The 18,069-nt window shown below is 57.7% G+C and carries 15 protein-coding genes; 10 read left to right on the top strand and 5 right to left on the bottom strand.

What is annotated here, in order from left to right; translation table 11 throughout:
- Positions 1–37: 37 nt before the first annotated feature.
- Positions 38–592 carry a YgjV family protein gene (locus AC0B60_RS04065; protein WP_465084237.1) on the top strand — a complete coding sequence of 185 codons (555 nt, stop codon included), beginning with the start codon at positions 38–40 and terminating at the stop codon, positions 590–592.
- Here the strand turns inward: AC0B60_RS04065 and AC0B60_RS04060 are convergent.
- The gene (locus tag AC0B60_RS04060; protein ID WP_465084235.1) at positions 587–1,621 is read right to left on the bottom strand and encodes a histone deacetylase family protein; all 1,035 of its coding nucleotides are present in this window, start codon (positions 1,619–1,621) and stop codon (positions 587–589) included. The two genes, AC0B60_RS04065 and AC0B60_RS04060, sit on opposite strands and share 6 nt — an antisense overlap.
- Positions 1,622–1,651: 30 nt before the next feature.
- On the bottom strand, positions 1,652–3,340 hold the full coding sequence (locus AC0B60_RS04055) for a sensor domain-containing diguanylate cyclase (protein ID WP_465084233.1): 1,689 nt from the start codon (positions 3,338–3,340) through the stop codon (positions 1,652–1,654).
- Positions 3,341–3,572: 232 nt separating this feature from the next.
- On the opposite strand from AC0B60_RS04055, the gene AC0B60_RS04050 reads away from it, so the two are divergent.
- Entirely contained in the window at positions 3,573–4,133 is a 561-nt protein-coding gene (locus AC0B60_RS04050) for an LOG family protein (RefSeq protein WP_465084231.1), read from the top strand.
- On the opposite strand, the gene AC0B60_RS04045 is transcribed toward AC0B60_RS04050, so the two are convergent.
- The 3 genes from AC0B60_RS04045 to AC0B60_RS04035 all read right to left on the bottom strand — a co-directional run bounded on the left by AC0B60_RS04045 (position 4,103) and on the right by AC0B60_RS04035 (position 9,365).
- A complete protein-coding gene (locus AC0B60_RS04045) occupies positions 4,103–4,996 on the bottom strand; it encodes a carbohydrate kinase family protein (protein WP_465084229.1) in 894 nt (297 codons plus the stop codon). The genes AC0B60_RS04050 and AC0B60_RS04045 overlap by 31 nt on opposite strands.
- 96 nt (positions 4,997–5,092) lie before the next feature.
- Positions 5,093–5,998, bottom strand: a complete 906-nt coding sequence (locus AC0B60_RS04040) for a response regulator (protein WP_465084227.1) — start codon at positions 5,996–5,998, stop codon at positions 5,093–5,095.
- On the bottom strand, positions 5,985–9,365 hold the full coding sequence (locus AC0B60_RS04035) for a hybrid sensor histidine kinase/response regulator (RefSeq protein ID WP_465084225.1): 3,381 nt from the start codon (positions 9,363–9,365) through the stop codon (positions 5,985–5,987). The genes AC0B60_RS04040 and AC0B60_RS04035 overlap by 14 nt, the downstream gene beginning before the upstream one ends.
- A gap of 402 nt (positions 9,366–9,767) precedes the next feature.
- Between AC0B60_RS04035 and urtA the strand changes: the two genes are divergently transcribed.
- The 8 genes from urtA (at position 9,768) to fmdA (ending at position 18,068) form a co-directional block, all read left to right on the top strand.
- The gene (gene urtA / locus AC0B60_RS04030) at positions 9,768–10,946 is read left to right on the top strand and encodes an urea ABC transporter substrate-binding protein (protein ID WP_420391159.1); all 1,179 of its coding nucleotides are present in this window, start codon (positions 9,768–9,770) and stop codon (positions 10,944–10,946) included.
- A gap of 82 nt (positions 10,947–11,028) precedes the next feature.
- Positions 11,029–11,955 carry an urea ABC transporter permease subunit UrtB gene (urtB, locus tag AC0B60_RS04025; protein WP_421911691.1) on the top strand — a complete coding sequence of 309 codons (927 nt, stop codon included), beginning with the start codon at positions 11,029–11,031 and terminating at the stop codon, positions 11,953–11,955.
- A gap of 9 nt (positions 11,956–11,964) precedes the next feature.
- Positions 11,965–13,164 (top strand): urea ABC transporter permease subunit UrtC, encoded by a 1,200-nt coding sequence (gene urtC, locus AC0B60_RS04020; protein ID WP_292048910.1) that lies wholly within the window; start codon positions 11,965–11,967, stop codon positions 13,162–13,164.
- Entirely contained in the window at positions 13,164–13,922 is a 759-nt protein-coding gene (gene urtD, locus AC0B60_RS04015; protein ID WP_465084222.1) for an urea ABC transporter ATP-binding protein UrtD, read from the top strand. Before urtC ends, urtD begins: the two co-directional genes overlap by 1 nt.
- Positions 13,923–13,924: 2 nt before the next feature.
- Complete coding sequence (urtE, locus tag AC0B60_RS04010; protein ID WP_292048908.1) at positions 13,925–14,614, top strand: urea ABC transporter ATP-binding subunit UrtE; 690 nt, start codon at positions 13,925–13,927, stop codon at positions 14,612–14,614.
- Between the two features lie 14 nt (positions 14,615–14,628).
- Positions 14,629–15,675, top strand: coding sequence for an aliphatic amidase (locus AC0B60_RS04005; RefSeq protein WP_465084221.1), 1,047 nt, complete (start codon positions 14,629–14,631; stop codon positions 15,673–15,675).
- 15 nt (positions 15,676–15,690) lie between these two features.
- Positions 15,691–16,734: an AAA family ATPase gene (locus AC0B60_RS04000; protein WP_465084219.1), complete on the top strand. Its 1,044-nt coding sequence runs from the start codon at positions 15,691–15,693 to the stop codon at positions 16,732–16,734.
- Between the two features lie 101 nt (positions 16,735–16,835).
- On the top strand, positions 16,836–18,068 hold the full coding sequence (gene fmdA, locus AC0B60_RS03995; protein WP_465084216.1) for a formamidase: 1,233 nt from the start codon (positions 16,836–16,838) through the stop codon (positions 18,066–18,068).
- Position 18,069 lies beyond the last annotated feature (1 nt).

Below are 18,069 nucleotides of genomic sequence, written 5' to 3'. Positions count from 1 at the left end.
CGCCGCGGAAACCGAATGCCAGGCAGACCTGCTCTTGATGTTTGAGGGGATGAGTCTGACTGAGATGGCGGGCCAGATGGTCAGCCTGGTCGCGCTGGGCTTCTGCATTGTCGGCTTTGCCAGCAAGCGGGACGACCGCTTGATGGTGTTGCTGATCTCCGCGAATGTGGCCTTCGCACTTCAGTTTGCCCTGTTCGGCAGTTGGACGGCGGCGGTGCTGAGTTTGTTGGTGATCGGCCGCATCATGCTGGCCCGGCGATACCTGGGTAACTGGAAAGTCATGCTGGCGGTGCTTGCGGTAAACATAGTGGCAGCGGCATTGACCTGGCGCACGCCCGTCGACTTCTTCGCCATTGGCGCGGCGATGTTTGGCACCGTCGGCATGTTCATGCTGCGCGGCATTCCCATGCGGTTAACGCTGGCGGCGGCTGCGATCTGCTGGATGCTGAACAACCTGCTCATTGGTTCCGTTGGTGGTACGCTGGCGGAAGGGATGGTGGTGGTGACTAATTTCATCACCATCTTCCGGCTGGCACGGATGAAGCAACGTTATCCCGAAGCCTTCGCCAAATTGAACGAGCCCGACTCATAGCCGGCCGCGTTCAAAGCCTTTCAGTACGTTCACCACGTTCACGCCAATGGCGTCCACATCGTAGCCGCCTTCCATGGTAAACAGGGTCGGCAGGTTCAGTTTCGCCAGCCGCTCCCCCATCAACAGGTAGTCCGCAGACGTCAGCTTGAAGAAGGAAATCGGGTCCTCCTCGAACGTGTCCACCCCCAGGGCGATCACCAGTGCATCGGGTTGGTATTCTGCAATTCGCCGGCATGCGGTTTCCAGGCCTTCGCGCCAGACCTTGAAGGGCGTGCCAGGAGGATAAACCAGATTCTGGTTATAGCCTTCCCCGTCACCTTCTCCGGTTTCATCCTCAAACCCCAGGAAATGAGGAAACACCAGGTCCGGGTCGCCGTGGAGGCTGATGGTCAGTACATCATTGCGCTGGTAGAAAATGGCCTGGGTGCCGTTGCCGTGATGGAAGTCGACGTCCAGTATTGCCACGCGTTTGGCGCCCTGGTCGCGAAATGCCTGGGCAGAAATAGCTGCGTTATTGAAAAAGCAGTAGCCTCCGAACAGGTCGGCATGGGCATGATGTCCAGGTGGACGGCACAGTGCAAACGCGGCAGGCTCCCCGTTGGCCACCAGCGCCTGAGCGGTCAGTGCGACGTTTGCCGAGGCGCAGGCGGCGTCCCAGGTGCCCTCGGTGATAGAGGTTTCGGCGGCAAAGCTGTAGTAACCCAGGCGGCCGTCGATGTCTTTCGGTACCCTCGCTCGCATACCCCGGCCCGGCCAGACGGCGGGAATGGCCTCTCCGGGTTTACACTCGGCTTCCCAATCCTCCCAGCAGGTCTGGAGGAAACTCACGTAATCCGGCGTATGCACGCGCAGAATCGGCTCAAGGCCGAAGTCGTCTGGCGGAAGCACGTCACCCAGTTGTTCCTGTTTGACCCGGCCCAGTATGGTTTCCGCCCGGGACGGTTTCTCGTGGGGCGCAATAAGAATGCCACCGTCCAGTTCAGTCATGGCGGTACGACGATTGTGCAGTGGGGAAAAAACGGTCTTCATGGAAAACGGTTCCGTGTTGGTTGCGAAACGTCAGTCGCGGGCGGTGTGCTGAATCGTAGAATAGAGGCAAACCCGGTTTCGACCGCCAGCCTTGGCCTGGTACAGCGCCCGGTCGGCGTAGAGTAGCAGGGTATCCAGATTATCGGACTTGTCCGGCCAGAAGGTGGCAACGCCCGCACTGATCGTCAAGGGCAAGTGACCTCTCTCAAGCGGCAGCGGGTTGTTCTCAATGAGGTATCTCAGGCGTTCGGCGACTTCTTCTGCGCCCGCCTCGTCCGTGTTCTCCAGAAGCACTGCAAACTCCTCTCCACCTACACGGGCAACAACGTCGATATCCCGGAGCGCTTCAAGTGCCAGCTTGCTGAGGTGGACCAGTGCCTTGTCGCCCACGCCGTGGCCGTGAGTGTCGTTCACCTTCTTGAAATGGTCTGCGTCGAACATGATCGCAGACAATGGCGACCCTGAACGGACGGCTTTTTTGACGGCCGTCTGTCCCAGCTCAAAATAATGCCTCCGGTTCTTCAGGCCCGTGAGGGCGTCGGTACGAACGGTTTCCTCGAGCTTTTGAATCAGCGCTTCTCGCTCCCTGCGCATGGCGTCCCTCTGTACAATCTCATCCTCCAGCAGGGTGTTGGTGTTCTCCAGTTCCCGCGTTCGCTCCTCGACACGATATTCCAGGGTGGTATTGAGTTCGTTCATCTCCCGGGTTTTTTCGGTCAGGCTCAGGATCAGGTATCTGAGAGTGGAGGATAGTGTTTTCACCTCCTTGTAGTCGTCTCTTTGCTTTATCAGAGTGGAAGGTTGATCCGGGTCCAGGTTTCTGGCTTCCTCGGTCATCTTGAGCAAGGGCCGGGTAATCCAGCGGGCGGCGAGAGATGCAAACAGGATCAGGATAAGCGAGATAACAAAACCCGTGGCTATCAACGTCTGGCGAAGATTATTGGCCGGAGCAAAAGCCTCTTTAGCGGGCTTTCGTACCAACACCCGCCAGTCGAAACTGGCGTATTCCTCACGATCACGCAGGCGGCTGAAACCGATCAGGTACTCTGTCTGTTCATTGGGGCCCCCGTCAGCGACCATCGAATCCGTCACGTAGCCGGATGGGTTGCGGCTTGCCACATCCGCCAGTGAATCCGATATGGCTTTACCTACGCTGCCTGTTGGCCCAATCAGGATGGTGCCTTGGTGATCGGCCACGACGAGTTCTGCCTGCAGGCGTTCCTGCAGCGGGGCCAGCAAGGACTGGCCAATGGACGCCACCCAGTCCAGGTAAAGGTGCGCACCAAGAACGCCCATCAGGTCGCCATCTTGCCGAAACAGCGGCACAGCAATATCCACAAACCGCAGTGGAGTTGAGGATGGATTATCGAGCTTCGATTCCAGTAACACCGCGAGGTGAGCGTCTCCGAGGAACGGTCCTTTGGAGGCTTCACGAAACCAGGGGCGTGCTGAAACGTTCACACCCTGTAGCAGGTTGTCTGTGCTGGTAATGACGGTGCCCTCCGGGGATACCAGCCCGATCCAGGCGTAGCTCGGGAAGGTGTCCTGAAGTGCGTTGAGGAGAGACGGTACACTGACGGCTTGATCGCCAGCAATGGATTGACTGGCGATGGCGGCGGCAATGCTCAGGTCGCTGTAGCGCTCGTGGAGATCAATCTCGATTTTGTCCCTCAGCTGCACGGCCACTTCCTGAAGGTTTCGGCTGGTGGACTTGCGCAATTCCTCTACCGCCAGATTGGAAGCGAGCCAGGTACCAACGGCGGTGGTGGCGAGTATCAGCCCACCGAACAGAAGGATCAGTCGGCTTTTGAGGGTGTTGAACAGCTTAATGGTGATGGCCCTATTTTGTGCTTGTCGATTGTTCCAATTTAAGACGCTGGCGGTCCTTGGCCACTATCTGAGAGTATATTACTCATCCGATCAAACCACGAACGCGTTATAGGACTCCGTCATGAAAATTGCTGTCTTCTGTGGCTCCAGCCGGGGAAATGACGAACGTTTTGCCCAAGCCGCCGGAGCGTTTGGGCAGTATATGGCCAGCCAGGGTATGGATCTTGTGTTCGGGGGTGGCAAGGTGGGCCTGATGGGCGTGGTTGCCGATGCCGTACTGGCCGGCGGCCGGGACGTTTACGGTGTTATACCCGAATCTCTTCGCGACCGCGAGCTGGCCCATCAGGGCCTGACCCGCCTGGATGTGGTGAGCAGCATGCACGAGCGCAAGGCGCTGATGGCAGATATGGCCGACGCTTTTGTGGCGCTACCCGGCGGGCCGGGCACTATGGATGAAATCTTCGAGGCCTGGACCTGGGGTCAACTTGGTTACCACAGTAAGCCTTGTGCATTTTACAACGTGGATGGTTACTACAATGAGCTGCTGGCCTTCATCCGCACGATGTCTGGCGCCGGCTTCCTGAAACCGGAGTATGCCGACATGGTGATCGTGGAAGACCAGCCCGACGCTCTGGTATCCGCTCTGAAAAACTACCAGCCGCCTTCACGTAAATGGTCATGAAGTTGTTGAAGGCTCAGGTTTTCCGAAGCCAGTGACCGCGAGGTCACGCAGAGCGCGCCACAGACCGCCCCAAGCTGAAGACACGTTTGCAGATTTTCGCCGCCAAGGTGGCCGCACAGAAAGCCACTGAAAAAGGCGTCACCAGCCCCATTGGTATCCTGCACCCCGCTGACCGGAAGCGCGGGCTGTTCCAGCCATCCCTCGTCCCGGCTAAACAGGCTCGCGCCTTCTGCACCATGGGTGCATACCACCAACTCCTTGCCATCATCGATCATCTTTTTCATGAAACTGCGATAATCCGGCAGGTTGTCGCTGGACAGGAAAATCACATTCGCGGCATCGATAAAGGGCTGATGGTGGGGGTTTCGACCGTCGTAGTCGTGCAGGTCGGTCCATATCGGCTTATCTGCCTGTATCGCCACTGCCAGCGCAGGCTTGGTGTAACTCAGGATGTTGACCACCACCAGCTCACTGTCTGCGATCACGGACGCCACCGGTACCCAATCCACTGCATTTGGGTCAGCCGGTGGCTGCACAAACAGGGAAACCCGCCCGCCGTGAGGGTCCATCAGGTTTACGTGCTGCTCTGTCGGTGTGTCGGTGATTTCAGCAAGCAGTTCGATGCCAGGCTTTTTCAGGGCGTGGCGCACCTGATCGGCTTCCGTGTCCCGCCCCAGTAGCGAATGCAGGAACACCCTGCGCCCCAGCGCTGCAAGGTTCAGCGCCTTGCCGGCACCGGTACTGCCCACGGATCTGTAGCTGCTCCGGGGCCACAGGGTTTGCGGTTTTGGGGTTGGCAGGGCATCGAGCTGAATGATGGTGTCCAGCGATGCGCCGCCGATGATGACGATGGGTTTGTTCATAGGGTTGGCCTCGGCAGGAAGATGAGCTCATCTTATCCGGTGTGGAACGGGTAAGGCTCCTCCCTGCGGCTACGCCCCTTTTGTTGCCTGTAGTGGTCAGGTTCGCGCCAGACATTTGATGGCGGCAGCAGCGGCCGACGTGCGGTTTTCCACACCCAGTTTGCGAAATACCTGCTCCAGGTGCTTGTTTACCGTGCGTGGGCTCATTTCCAGTATCTGTCCGATCTCGCGGTTGGTTTTGCCATTGGCGATCCACAACAGCACATCGGACTCCCGTCCGGTCAGGCTGAAGCGCGCCCGCAGCGCACCAGTAGCCTCGCTGGGCTTCTGCACCTCTTGCAGGCGCAACAGGTATTCTCTTTGGTCGACCAGGGTGAGGAATTCCACCGCGTGGAGCTCGGGCAGGAAATCCAGCGTAAGGCTGTGGCCGTTCTCCGGATTGTGACTCAACCAGGTGGCCAGGTTTTTGGTCAGCAGTTCGAGGTTATTCGAGCCGCCGCCAATGAGCCGCTGATGAACCTGGGGGGTTGTCCACAGAATGACTCCGTTACGGTCCACGGCAAACAGGTTCTGTCCGGCGGTATCCAGTGCGGCCCGAGCGCTGTGTGCCATGCGGGCGTTGGTCAGGTGTACCTGCATGCGGGCCATCAGCTCGGTAGTGTTGATGGGTTTGGTGACGTAGTCCACGCCGCCGCATTTAAGGCCCATCACCACGTGTTCGGTATCGCTGAGGCCGGTCATGAAAATGATGGGGGTATTTGCGAAGTCCGGATTCTGCTTCAGCCGACGGCAGGTTTCGAAGCCGTCCATGTTGGGCATGATGGCGTCCATCAGCACGATGTCCGGGGTGATGTTCTGGCTGATGGTCAGGGCCTGGCTGCCTTCCAGTGCGATCAATACCGTCATGCCGGCACCTTCCAGGGCGTCGTTGATCATGCGAATGCAGTCGACTGCATCATCCACCACCATAACGACCGTCTTTCGGGCTTCAGGTGTGTTCATGTTCCTTCACCTTGATCAAATCAATGATTTTTTCGAACTGGAAGTCGTTGGTGAGCTTCACGAGTTCTTCTATAAACACCGGATCTGCCTCGCTCCGGTAATGGAGTCCGTGCAGTGCCTCAAGAAGTCCTTTTTTGTGGCCGATGGTGGCCAGCCCCACCAGCGCGGCACGATGTTCATCCGCAGGCAGGATCAGCGTTTCCGATTCGCGCGTAGTGGTGGCTGCCAGTGGTTCCGGGCTTTTTTCGAAGCGCCAGTCGAGGTTAAGCAGCCGGGCGATGTGGTCCAGCAGCAGGTTCAGGCGCACGGGCTTGATGATATAGCCGTTATGCAGGGTGGGTGATTCCAGCCGGTTGCGTCCTTCGCTGGCGTCAGCCGATACCATGACCACGGGCACCTGATGGTTGTTGCTTCGCAATTGCGTAAGGATATCCCAGCCGCTGCAACCGGGCATGGAGACATCAAGTAACAGCAGGTCAGGATGGCTGTTGTCGATGGCATCCGCCACCGCCAGGGAGTTGCCAATGTCGACAATCTCAAACCCCAGGGGAGCCAGCATGGCGCGGATTACCTGGCGGTGGGAGGACTCGTCATCCACCACCATGATCTTGCGTCGCGGGCCTTTATAGCCATAAATGCGCCGCGCTGGAGACGTCATGGATTCCGGGCGGGAGGTATGCAGGCTGGACAGCATCAGGCTGACGCGGAAGGTACTGCCTTCTCCTGGTGTGCTCTCTACCGAGAGATCGCCGCCCATAATTTCGGTCAATAGTCGGGTGATGGTAAGCCCGAGCCCGGTCCCGGTGCGATTTTGTCCGGGGGTACGTATACGCTCGAAAGGCCGGAATATGCGCTCGATGTTCTCTTTGGCGATGCCTTCGCCGGTATCCTTTATCGTGAACTCGGCCACCTGGCTGCGATATTTCAGAGTTAACGAAATGCTGCCGTTGTCGGTGTATTTGAGCGCATTGGACAGCAGGTTGATGAGTATCTGCCGCAGGCGCTTTTCATCTGTGGTCACCAGTTCCGGTAAGCGGTTAGGGCCGTGGTAACTGAAGGCCAGCCCTTTCTCTTCCGCTTGCAGCCGGAACATGTGCACCAGTTGCTCCAGCAGCAGGTCAATACGCACCTCGTCGCGGTGCAGGTCCAGCCGCCCTGCTTCGATCTTGGAGATGTCCAGCAGGCCTTCGATCAGGTCTGCCAGATACTCACCGCTGCGACGTATGACACCCAGTGCGTCCTTGCGGTTGTCCGGGATAGCGGTGTCGTTTTCCATCAGTTGGGCGTAACCCAGGATTGCGTTCAGCGGTGAGCGCAGCTCGTGGCTGATGCCAGTCAGGTATCGGCTCTTTGCGCCATTGGCCGCTTCCGCGTGCTCCTTGGCCTGTTGCAGGGCCTGATCCGTACGCTCGTGGGCCACAATCTCCTCGGTCAGAAGGCGGGTCTGTCGCTGGGACTCCTCCTCGGCCACCACGCGGCTTTCATGGGCCAGCACAAACAGCCAGCACACCACGCCGGTGATAATGATCAGCACGAAGAACACCTTCCACAGGGTGATCGACAGCAGCATGGCTTCGGTGGCCGAATTCACCGGTGTCTTGGCGTATATCAGTGCCAGAAGCAGCCCGGACAGACCGTTGATCAGGAACAACAACGTCAGGAAGTGGCCAATGCGCGAATGTAGTTTTGAGAGGACTGACGCGGGAATAAACAGGCCAAAAAACTGCTGCAGCTGATGTCGATAACCTGCACCGGGTTTACAGAAATCGCCACAGCGTGCATCCAGCGAACAGCACAGCGAGCAGATATTGCCGGCGTAGGCCGGGCAGCCGGTCACGTCTTCCGGCTCGAACTCATATTCGCAGATGCAGCAGCCAACGAGTTGTCTGTCAGTGGCGATGGGGACGAACGGTCGAGCGGTGTAGAAGCGCCCTCCGGTCTGCCACGCAATGAGAGGGGCGATTACCAATGCCGCGCCCAGAGTAATAAAATGCGACAGAGCCTGGGCAATCTCGCCCAAGGCACCACCGTGGCACACCATGCCAATGACCGAGGCCAGTATCATGGCGCCGACACCAACGGGGTTGATGTCGTACAGGTGTGCCCGCTTGAACTCGATGTGCTTCGGGCTGAAGCCCAGTGGTTTATTGATTACCAGATCGGCCACCAGAGTGCCCACCCATGCCACCGCCACGATGCCGTAGAAGCCCAGAGTCTCTTCCAGGGCGCGATAGACACCCAACTCCATCACCAGCAAAGCGATGGTCACGTTGAAGACCAGCCACACCACCCGGCCCGGATGGCTGTGGGTCAGGCGTGAGAAAAAATTCGACCAGGCAATGGATCCTGCATAGGCATTAGTGACGTTGATTTTGACCTGGCAAAGAACGACGAAAATGCCCGCGATGGCCAGCGCCACTTCCGGTGACGATGAGAGATAGCCGAATGCCACCATGTACATGCGGGTGGGGTCGGAGGCGTCCGACGCCGACACACCATGGTTCAGGGCCAGCACAGCCAGGAACGAGCCCGCCAGGATTTTTAATGCACCAAGGACGATCCATCCGGGTCCACCGGACATGACCGCCGTCCACCACCGCAAACGTTGACCTTGCTCAGGTTCAGGCACAAAACGCAGGAAATCGACTTGTTCGCCGATCTGTGCAATCAGCGAGAACACCACGGCCGACGCTGCCCCAAAAAGCAGCAGATTGAACTCCCCGCCCTGATTGGGGGCAGCGCCCTCAAACTGCGTCCAGTCCGACACCGAACCGGCATCCATGTAGATGATGAAAACGAACGGCAGCAACTGCAGCACAATCCACGCCGGTTGGGTCCAGAGCTGGAACTTGCTGATGGCGGTTATGCCGTGGGTGACCAGGGGAATAATCACCACCGAACAAACGAGATACCCGATCACCAACGGTATATCCAGCAGCAGCTCCAGCGCCATGGCCATGATTGCCGCTTCAATCGCGAAGAAGATAAACGTAAACGAGGCGTAGATCAGCGAGGTGATGGTGGAGCCGATGTAGCCGAAGCCAGCGCCGCGGGTAAGCAGGTCTATATCAACACCATAGCGAGCGGCGTAGTAGCTGATGGGTATCGCCGTCAGAAAGATGATCAGCGCCACGGCGCAGATGGCTGCGACCGCGTTGTTGAATCCATAGTGGATAGTGATGGCCCCACCGATGGCTTCCAACGCCAGAAAGGAAATCGCTCCCAGAGCCGTATTAGTAACGCGGGCGGCGGACCATCGCCGTGCACTCTTCGCGGTAAACCGCAAGGCGTAGTCTTCGAGCGTCTGGTTGGCCACCCACTGATTGTAATTGCGCCTTACACGGAAAATGCTTTGTCGTGCGGCCATCGTTGTGTTGCCTGTGTCGCTGAATAAGGAGTGCCCGAAATAAGTGCGGTTGCGTGGCGCGGTCCACCGGACCTGAAAACACCAACAATTTTCGTGCCATGGACAGGAACGCAAGGAAAAGCGGACACATATAAATCGTGTACCCGCGTTTTAGCCTGTATTGCCGGAATCAGGAATGCGTCAAATGACGTAGTGCGCTGGGGTGATTGCCGAATGGGTTCCCTTAAGGGGCGCAAGCAGAATGTTTGATGTGGACGCTGTGCTTTCGATGAAAAGCGCGGTACCGGATTTCAAACACTGCGAGGAATCACCATGGGTACGACAGATACAAACGCCAGCGTACGATCGCCTGGCAAGAGGCTGGGGTTTAGAAAGAGTCTGATGACACTGGCGGCGTCCGTTATGCTGGCTACCTCCGCGCAAGCGGCGACACCCAGTACGGCAGACGTCAATACAACCGATCTGGCGGTGACGGATGACACCGTGACGGTTGGTATACTGCACTCCATCACCGGCACCATGGCAATCAGTGAGATTGGCTCGGTGCAGGCGGAAAAGCTGGCGATTGAACAGATTAACGAGTCCGGCGGCGTTCTGGGGCGCCAGATAGAATTTGTTCAGGAAGACGGCGCCAGCGACTGGCCGACGTTTGCCGAAAAGTCCCGCAAGCTTCTGCGTCAGGATAACGTGGCCGCGATCTTTGGAGCGTGGACTTCTGCGTCACGCAAGGCCATCCTGCCGGTCATTGAGCAGTACAACGGCATGCTGTATTACCCCACCTTCTATGAAGGTCTTGAGCAGTCCCCTAACGTGGTTTACACCGGCCAGGAAGCCACCCAGCAGATTCTTGCGGGTATCGACTGGGCGGTAAAGGAAAAGGGCGCCAAAAGTTTCTATCTGCTCGGATCCGACTACATCTGGCCACGAACTTCTAACAAAATCGCCCGAAAGCACATCGATAAGCTGGGTCTAAAAGTTGTGGGTGAAGAGTACTACCCATTGGGGCACACCCAGTTCAATTCAGTCATCAACAAGATCAAGCTCAAGAAGCCCGATGTGATCTTCGCGTCCGTGGTGGGCGGTTCCAACGTGGCCTTCTACAAGCAGATGAAAGCCGCCGGTGTTGATTTCACCGACGAGAAGCCGCTGCTGCTGACCATCTCCGTAACCGAGGACGAAATCCGCGGTATCGGCGGTGACAACGTGGAAGGTATCTACGCCTCCATGAAGTACTTCCAGAGCCTGGACAACCCCAACAACAATGAGTTTGTTGCGGCCTTCAAGGAAACCTACGGCGATGACATGGTCATCGGCGACGTCACCCAGGCCGCCTACCTCGGCCCATGGTTGTGGAAAGCGGCGGTTGAAAAGGCCGGCTCTTTCGACATCGACAAGATTCGCGAAGAGTTCGCTGGCATCGAGTTCACCAAGGCACCGGAAGGCTACGTACGCATCCACGAAAACCACCACCTTTGGTCCAAAACCCGGATTGGCCAGGCCCAGGTTGATGGTCAGTACAAGGTGGTTCACGAAACTGAAGAGCTGATGGAGCCAGACCCGTTCCCGGAAGGTTACCAGTAAAACAGATTGGCCGGCGCCACCGCGCGCCGGCCTTCATCGCCTCCGCAACGCAAAGCATGTTGGTTTGAAGGGGAGAAGGGTCATGTTCGATGGCTACACCAGCAGTGAATTGATGTCGATATTTGCCATGCAGGGGTTTGCCGGGCTCTCCCTGTTTTCAGTGTTCGTACTGATGGCAATGGGCCTGGCCATCATCTTTGGTCAGATGGGGGTGATCAATATGGCCCACGGGGAATTCATGATCCTCGGTGCCTACACAACCTACCTGACGTCGGGTTTTTTCCAGTCCTACCTGCCCGGACTGTTTGGCGGTTACTTCTTTTTCGCCATCATTCTGGCCTTTCTGATCTGCGCCGTCTTGGGGGCACTCGTTGAGTGGCTGATGATACGGCATCTCTACCACCGTCCACTCGATACTTTGTTGGCCACCTGGGGTCTGAGCCTGATCATGCAGCAGGCCTACCGCTCCATCTTTGGTGCCCGGGAAGTGGGCGTTGACCTTCCCGAATGGATGATGGGCGCCTTCCAGGTGACCGATTTGGTGGAACTGCCGATCAACGGCTTGTTCGTGATGATTATCGCGCTCTCCATTGCAGTCGCCGTTTACCTGCTCATGTACCGCTCCGGCTGGGGCAAGAACGTGCGGGCTGTGGTTCAGAACCGCCCTATGGCTGAGGCTGTCGGCATCAACAGTGCTGGTATTGACCGCGCCACCTTTGCCCTCGGCTGCGGTATCGCCGGAATTGCTGGCGCTGCGTTCACCATGATCGGCTCCACCGGGCCGTCGTCCGGCCAGGCCTACATTGTCGATACCTTCCTGGTGGTGGTCTTCGGCGGCGCCCAAAGCCTGATTGGCACCATTATTTCCGCCTTCGGCATTTCCCAGGCCCAGTCCACCATGGAATTTTTCCTGAGTGGTTCCATGGCCAAGGTACTCACCCTGCTGGTTGTCGTCGGCATTCTGATGCTGCGTCCAGAAGGACTCATGGCCCTCAAGGTCCGTCGCTAGGAGATTGTCATGAAGAGTTCATCCCCCCTGAAATGGTTCGGCTCCCGCGAGGGCCTGTATTACCTGGCGCTGGCGTTTCTGCTGGTTGTCATCCTGCCGCTGGCGCTGGACCCGTTCCGGCTGAACATGGTGGGTAAGTACCTGACATACGCCTTTGTGGCGATCGGACTGGTGATGTGCTGGGGTAAAGCCGGCATCCTCAGCCTGGGCCAGGGCGTGTTCTTCGGCCTGGGTGGCTATTGCATGGCGATGTTCCTGAAGCTGGAAGCCTCCACGCCAGAGGCCACGGCAATCCAGTCCACCCCGGGCATTCCGGATTTCATGGACTGGAACCAACTCACCGAGCTGCCGTGGTTCTGGGAACCGTTCCACAGTTTCTCGTTCACGTTGATCGCGGTTATTGGCGTGCCCGTTCTGCTGGCGTTCGTGATTGGTTTTGCCATGTTCACCCGCCGTGTGGGCGGCGTGTACTTTGCCATCATCACCCAGGCCATAGCCGCAATCCTGACCATCCTGATTATCGGACAACAGGGGTACACCGGGGGCGTAAACGGCATTACCGACCTGCAGACCCTGAAGGGCTGGGATATCCGCACCGATGAGGCACGGACCACCCTGTACTTCGTCTGCGTCGGAATGCTGTTCCTTTGTCTGTTCGCGGCACGGCTTGTCCAGAACCGGAAACTGGGACGCATTCTGGTGGCCATGAATGCCCAGGAAATGCGGGTACGCTTCTCGGGCTACGACGTCGCCGCCTTCAAGATTTTCGTGTTCTGCCTGGCGGCAGCCTTCGCGGGAATCGGGGGCGCGATGTTCACCCTGATCGTGGGCTTCATGTCGCCATCGTTCATCGGCATTGTAGCTTCCATCGAGATGGTGATCTTCTGCGCCCTTGGCGGTCGGCTGTCAATTCTTGGCGCGGTTTACGGCGCTTTGCTGGTGAACGCCGCCAAGAGTGGTTTCTCCGAGTCCTTCCCGGAACTCTGGCCCTTCGCTATGGGCGCGCTGTTTATTGGTGTGGTGCTGGCTTTCCCGAACGGCCTCGCCGGGCTCTACCGCAGCTACGTCATGCCCCTGGAAGACCGCCTTTTCAAGCGCAGTAAGCCTGAGCCCAAAACCGCCTCCGCGCCTGCGGCCACCAAGCCGAGTGCGGAAAAAGCCGACGATTACGATCCGATGATCACTACCTACAGCCCGGAGAAATCGTGATGAGTGCAGCCAAAAGCAAAGGCACGGATTTCCTGCTGGCGGTTGAGGGCCTGACCGTATCATTCGACGGTTTCAAGGCCGTGGATGACCTGTCTTTCTACCTCGATCCCAAGGAAATCCGGGTCATTATCGGTCCCAATGGCGCCGGCAAAACCACCGTTCTCGATCTGATCTGCGGCAAAACCAAGGCCACCGCCGGGTCTATCAAATTTGCCGGCAAGGAGCTGACCAGACTCAAGGAACACCAGATCGTTCATTCGGGCGTGGGCCGGAAGTTCCAGACACCGTCGGTGTTCGAGGATCTGACCGTGTTTGAAAACCTCGAGGTGTCCTATCCACAGGGCCATAGCGTGATGGGGGCGATGGCCTTCAAGCGGGACACGGCGGTGATCGGAGCCGTGGAAGAGGTGGCAGAAACCATCTTTCTGACGGACGCCCTGAACGAACCGGCGGCCTCGCTCAGCCATGGCCAGAAGCAGTGGCTGGAGATCGGCATGCTGCTGATCCAGAAGCCGGACCTGCTGATGCTGGATGAGCCGGTGGCCGGAATGTCGGTGGCAGAGCGCAAGAAAACCGCCGAACTGCTCCGGGTGATCACCAAGGACCACACGGTACTGGTGATCGAGCACGACATGCAGTTCGTCGGCGACATCGCCGACCGGGTGACCGTGATGCATCAGGGCAAGGTTCTTTCGGAAGGGTCCATTGAGCACGTGAAGTCGGACCCGAAAGTCATCGAAGTCTATCTGGGGCACTGAACATGCTAAGCGTCAAACATCATTCGGTAGCCTATGGCCAAAGCACCATCATCGGGGACCTGAACCTTGAGGTGGGAAAAAACGAGATTGTGGCCGTGGTGGGCCGCAATGGCATGGGTAAGACCACGCTGATGAAGTCCCTGGTGGGCATGACACCCACCAAAGGCGGTGAGGTCAGCCTGGATGGCACCAACCTTTCCAACCTGAAAAGCTTCCAACGGGTAAGGGCCGGCATCGGCTTTGTGCCTCAGGGCCGGATGATTTTCCCAACCCTTACGGTAAGGGAAAACATTGAAACGGCTCTGTCCGCCGTGGGTGAAAAGAAGGTGCCGGAGGATCTGTACGAGATGTTTCCGGTACTGAAGGAAATGCAGAACAGGCGCGGCGGTAACCTGTCTGGCGGCCAGCAGCAACAGCTCGCCATTGCCCGCGCACTGGCTACGCAGCCCAAGGTGCTGTTGCTCGACGAACCCACCGAAGGCATTCAGCCCAATATCATCAAAGAAATTGCGCAAACCCTACGGCGTATTCGCGATGAGCGCGGTTTGTCGATTGTTGTTTCTGAACAGGTGCTGAGCTTTGTGATGGACGCGGCGGACCGGATTCTGGTGATCGAGAAGGGAGCCATCGTGCACGAAGAGAGCAGGGCTGAAGCAGACCAGGAAAAGATTGCCAGTTACCTGGCGGTTTAACGAGGAGCGGATTAATGAGACACGGTGATATTTCCAGCAGTAACGACACCGTCGGTGTGGCGGTGGTGAACTACAAGATGCCCCGGTTGCATACCAAAGCCGAGGTGTTGGACAACGCCCGCAAGATTGCCGACATGATCAAGGGTATGAAAGTGGGCCTGCCCGGCATGGACCTGGTGGTGTTTCCGGAATACAGCACCATGGGCATCATGTACGACAATGACGAGATGATGGAGACGGCTGCCACCATTCCCGGCGACGAAACCGCCATCTTCTCTGCCGCCTGCCGTGAAGCCAATACCTGGGGCATCTTCTCCCTGACCGGGGAACGCCATGAGGATCATCCGAACAAGGCGCCCTACAACACACTGATTCTCATCAATAATGACGGTGAGATTGTTCAGAAGTACCGTAAGTGTGTGCCCTGGTGCCCGATTGAAGGCTGGTATCCGGGGGACACCACTTACGTCAGCGAAGGCCCCAAGGGTATGAAGATCAGCCTGATCATTTGCGATGACGGCAACTACCCGGAAATCTGGCGGGACTGTGCCATGAAGGGGGCGGAACTGATCGTTCGCTGCCAGGGCTATATGTACCCGGCCAAGGAACAACAGGTGATGATGTCCAAGAGCATGGCCTGGGCCAACAACTGCTATGTGGCTGTGGCCAACGCCTCCGGCTTTGATGGCGTGTACTCCTACTTCGGCCACTCCGCCATTATTGGCTTTGATGGCCGCACGCTGGGTGAGTGTGGTGAGGAAGACATGGGTATCCAGTATGCCCAGCTTTCTATCAGCCAGATTCGCGACGCCCGCCAAAACGACCAGTCACAGAACCACCTGTTCAAGCTGCTGCACCGGGGCTACACCGGTGTTCACAACTCCGGCGACGGCGACAAGGGCGTGGCCGACTGCCCATTCGAGTTCTACCGCACCTGGGTGATGGACGCTCAAAAGGCACAGGAGAACGTTGAGGCAATGACTCGCAAAACCGTAGGCACTGCTGAATGTCCTGTGGGTGGCCTGCCATTCGACGGTAAAGAAAAATCTGCAGGCGCTTAAAGTCGGGAGTCGCTGATGCCGTTTATCAACGAACGGCTGGAAGCCAACCGGGAATCCATAGAACAGAACCGGGCCGCTTCAGGCCCGGTTCGTGCTTCCCGGTTTCGCTTTGAGCCAGATGACGTCATGTGCCGCCTGCGGGAAAACATCGTTGGCCAGGACGATGCCCTGGTCGCCATGGAATCCATGCTGGTGCGGGTGAAAGCCGACATCGGTGAGGAAAACCGGCCGCTGGCGGTGCACCTGTTTCTTGGTCCCACCGGGGTGGGTAAGACTGAAACCGTGCGGTTGATCGCCGAAGCCATCCATGGCAACCGGGATGGCCTGTGCCGCATCGACATGAATACCCTGGCCCAGGAGCATTATGCTGCCGCACTTACCGGCGCACCTCCGGGCTATGTAGGCAGCAAGGAAGGCCACAGCCTGTTTGATCTGGATAAGGTGCAAGGCTCGTTCAGCAAGCCCGGCATTGTGCTGTTCGACGAAATCGAGAAGGCCAGCAAGGAGGTGGTCCGGACCCTGCTGAACGTGCTGGATACCGGCCGGCTAGTGTTCCCTTCCGGTAATCGGGAGATTGATTTCCGCAACACCTTGATTTTCATGACCAGCAACGCCGGTGCCCTGGAGGCAGAAGCACACGAACAGCGATACCAGCGGGGTTGGCGCCGCTGGCTTGGGTTATCATCCAGCAAGACTGATTCCCTGCGTGACACCGCCCTGCGCCGGTATTTTGATCCCGAATTCCTGAACCGTATCGACCAGATTCATACCTTCAACCGCCTTACTGACAACTGGCTCGAGGCACTGCTGGATATTGAACTCGCAGGCCTTAATCATCGGTTGACCAAAAAGCACGCAGCGTTATCCCTATCGACCGAGCTACGGGCCGAACTGTGCCGTGGTTACGATGCCCGCTATGGCGCCCGGGAAATGCTGAGAGCCTTTCGCCAACGACTGGAACCAGCGGTAGCCCGTGCGTTGTTGGCGTATCCGGAGTGCCGTCGTTTTGAAGCTGGCCTGGAAGGCACAACCGTCACTGTGCACCAATACGTTGAATGACGTAGGTATGGGGGGCATTTCGCGAATACCTCCCGGGCGTGGGATCTCGGATAGTAAAACCGTTACCTGATTGTACAAGCCAACACCAAGGAGCGCCCGTTATGGCTGAAACCATTATCAAGATTGATCTGAACAAGTCGGCCTATGAGAACGACAAAATCCACAACCGCTGGCACCCGGATATTCCGCTCGTTGCCACCGTCAAACCTGGTGACGACTTTATTGTGGAGTGCTACGACTGGACCGGCGGCCAGATCAAGAATGACGACAGCGCCGACGATGTGCGGGATGTGGACCTCAGCCAGGTGCACTTCCTGTCTGGCCCGATTGGGGTGGAAGGCGCCGAACCGGGCGACTTGCTGGAAGTGGATATTCTCGACATTGGCACTTTTGAAGAGAGCCAGTGGGGCTTCAACGGCTTTTTCTCCAAGCAGAACGGTGGCGGCTTCCTGACCGAACACTTTCCGGACGCCCAGAAAAGCATCTGGGACTTCAACGGCATGTTCACCAAATCGCGCCACATTCCGAACGTAGAGTTTGCCGGCCTGATTCACCCGGGACTGATAGGCTGCCTGCCCTCCAAGGATCTGCTGGACACCTGGAACAAACGTGAAGCAGGACTGGTAGCGACAGACCCGGAGCGGGTGCCGGAACTGGCCACCCTCCCCAACGGAGATACCGCCCACATGGGCCAGCTGAAAGGCGACGCCGCCAAAGCGGCCGGGGCTGAGGGCGCTCGCACAGTACCGCCCCGGGAACATGGTGGTAACTGCGATATTAAAGACCTTTCCCGCGGTTCCAAGGTTTACTTTCCGGTCTACGTGGATGGTGCAGGCCTGTCGGTTGGCGACTTGCACTTCAGCCAGGGCGATGGCGAAATCACCTTCTGTGGTGCCATCGAAATGGCTGGATGGATTCACCTGCGGGTGAACCTGATCAAGGATGGCGTTAAGAAATACGGCATCAAGAACCCGGTGTTCAAACCCAGCCCGATCAAACCCCGCTACGACGATTACGTGATCTTTGAAGGGATCTCGGTTGATGAAGACGGTGGCCAGCATTACCTGGACGTGCATGTGGCCTATCGCCAGGCCTGCCTGAATGCCATCGAATACATGACCAAGTTTGGCTACTCCAGGGCCCAGGCCTACGCGATTCTGGGTTGCGCGCCGGTAGAGGGCCATATCAGCGGCGTGGTCGATATTCCGAACGCCTGCGCCACACTCTGGCTGCCCACAGGCATCTTTGATTTTGACATCAATCCATCCGCAGAGGGTCCAAAGAAAATGACCAGTGGCGGAATGGACGTACCTCTGTCGAAAGACAAGGAGTAGT

The sequence above is a fragment of the Marinobacter sp. V34 genome (assembly GCF_055524115.1).
Note: the sequence above shows the minus strand (reverse complement) of the source record. Positions and strands in the feature narration are given on the sequence as shown.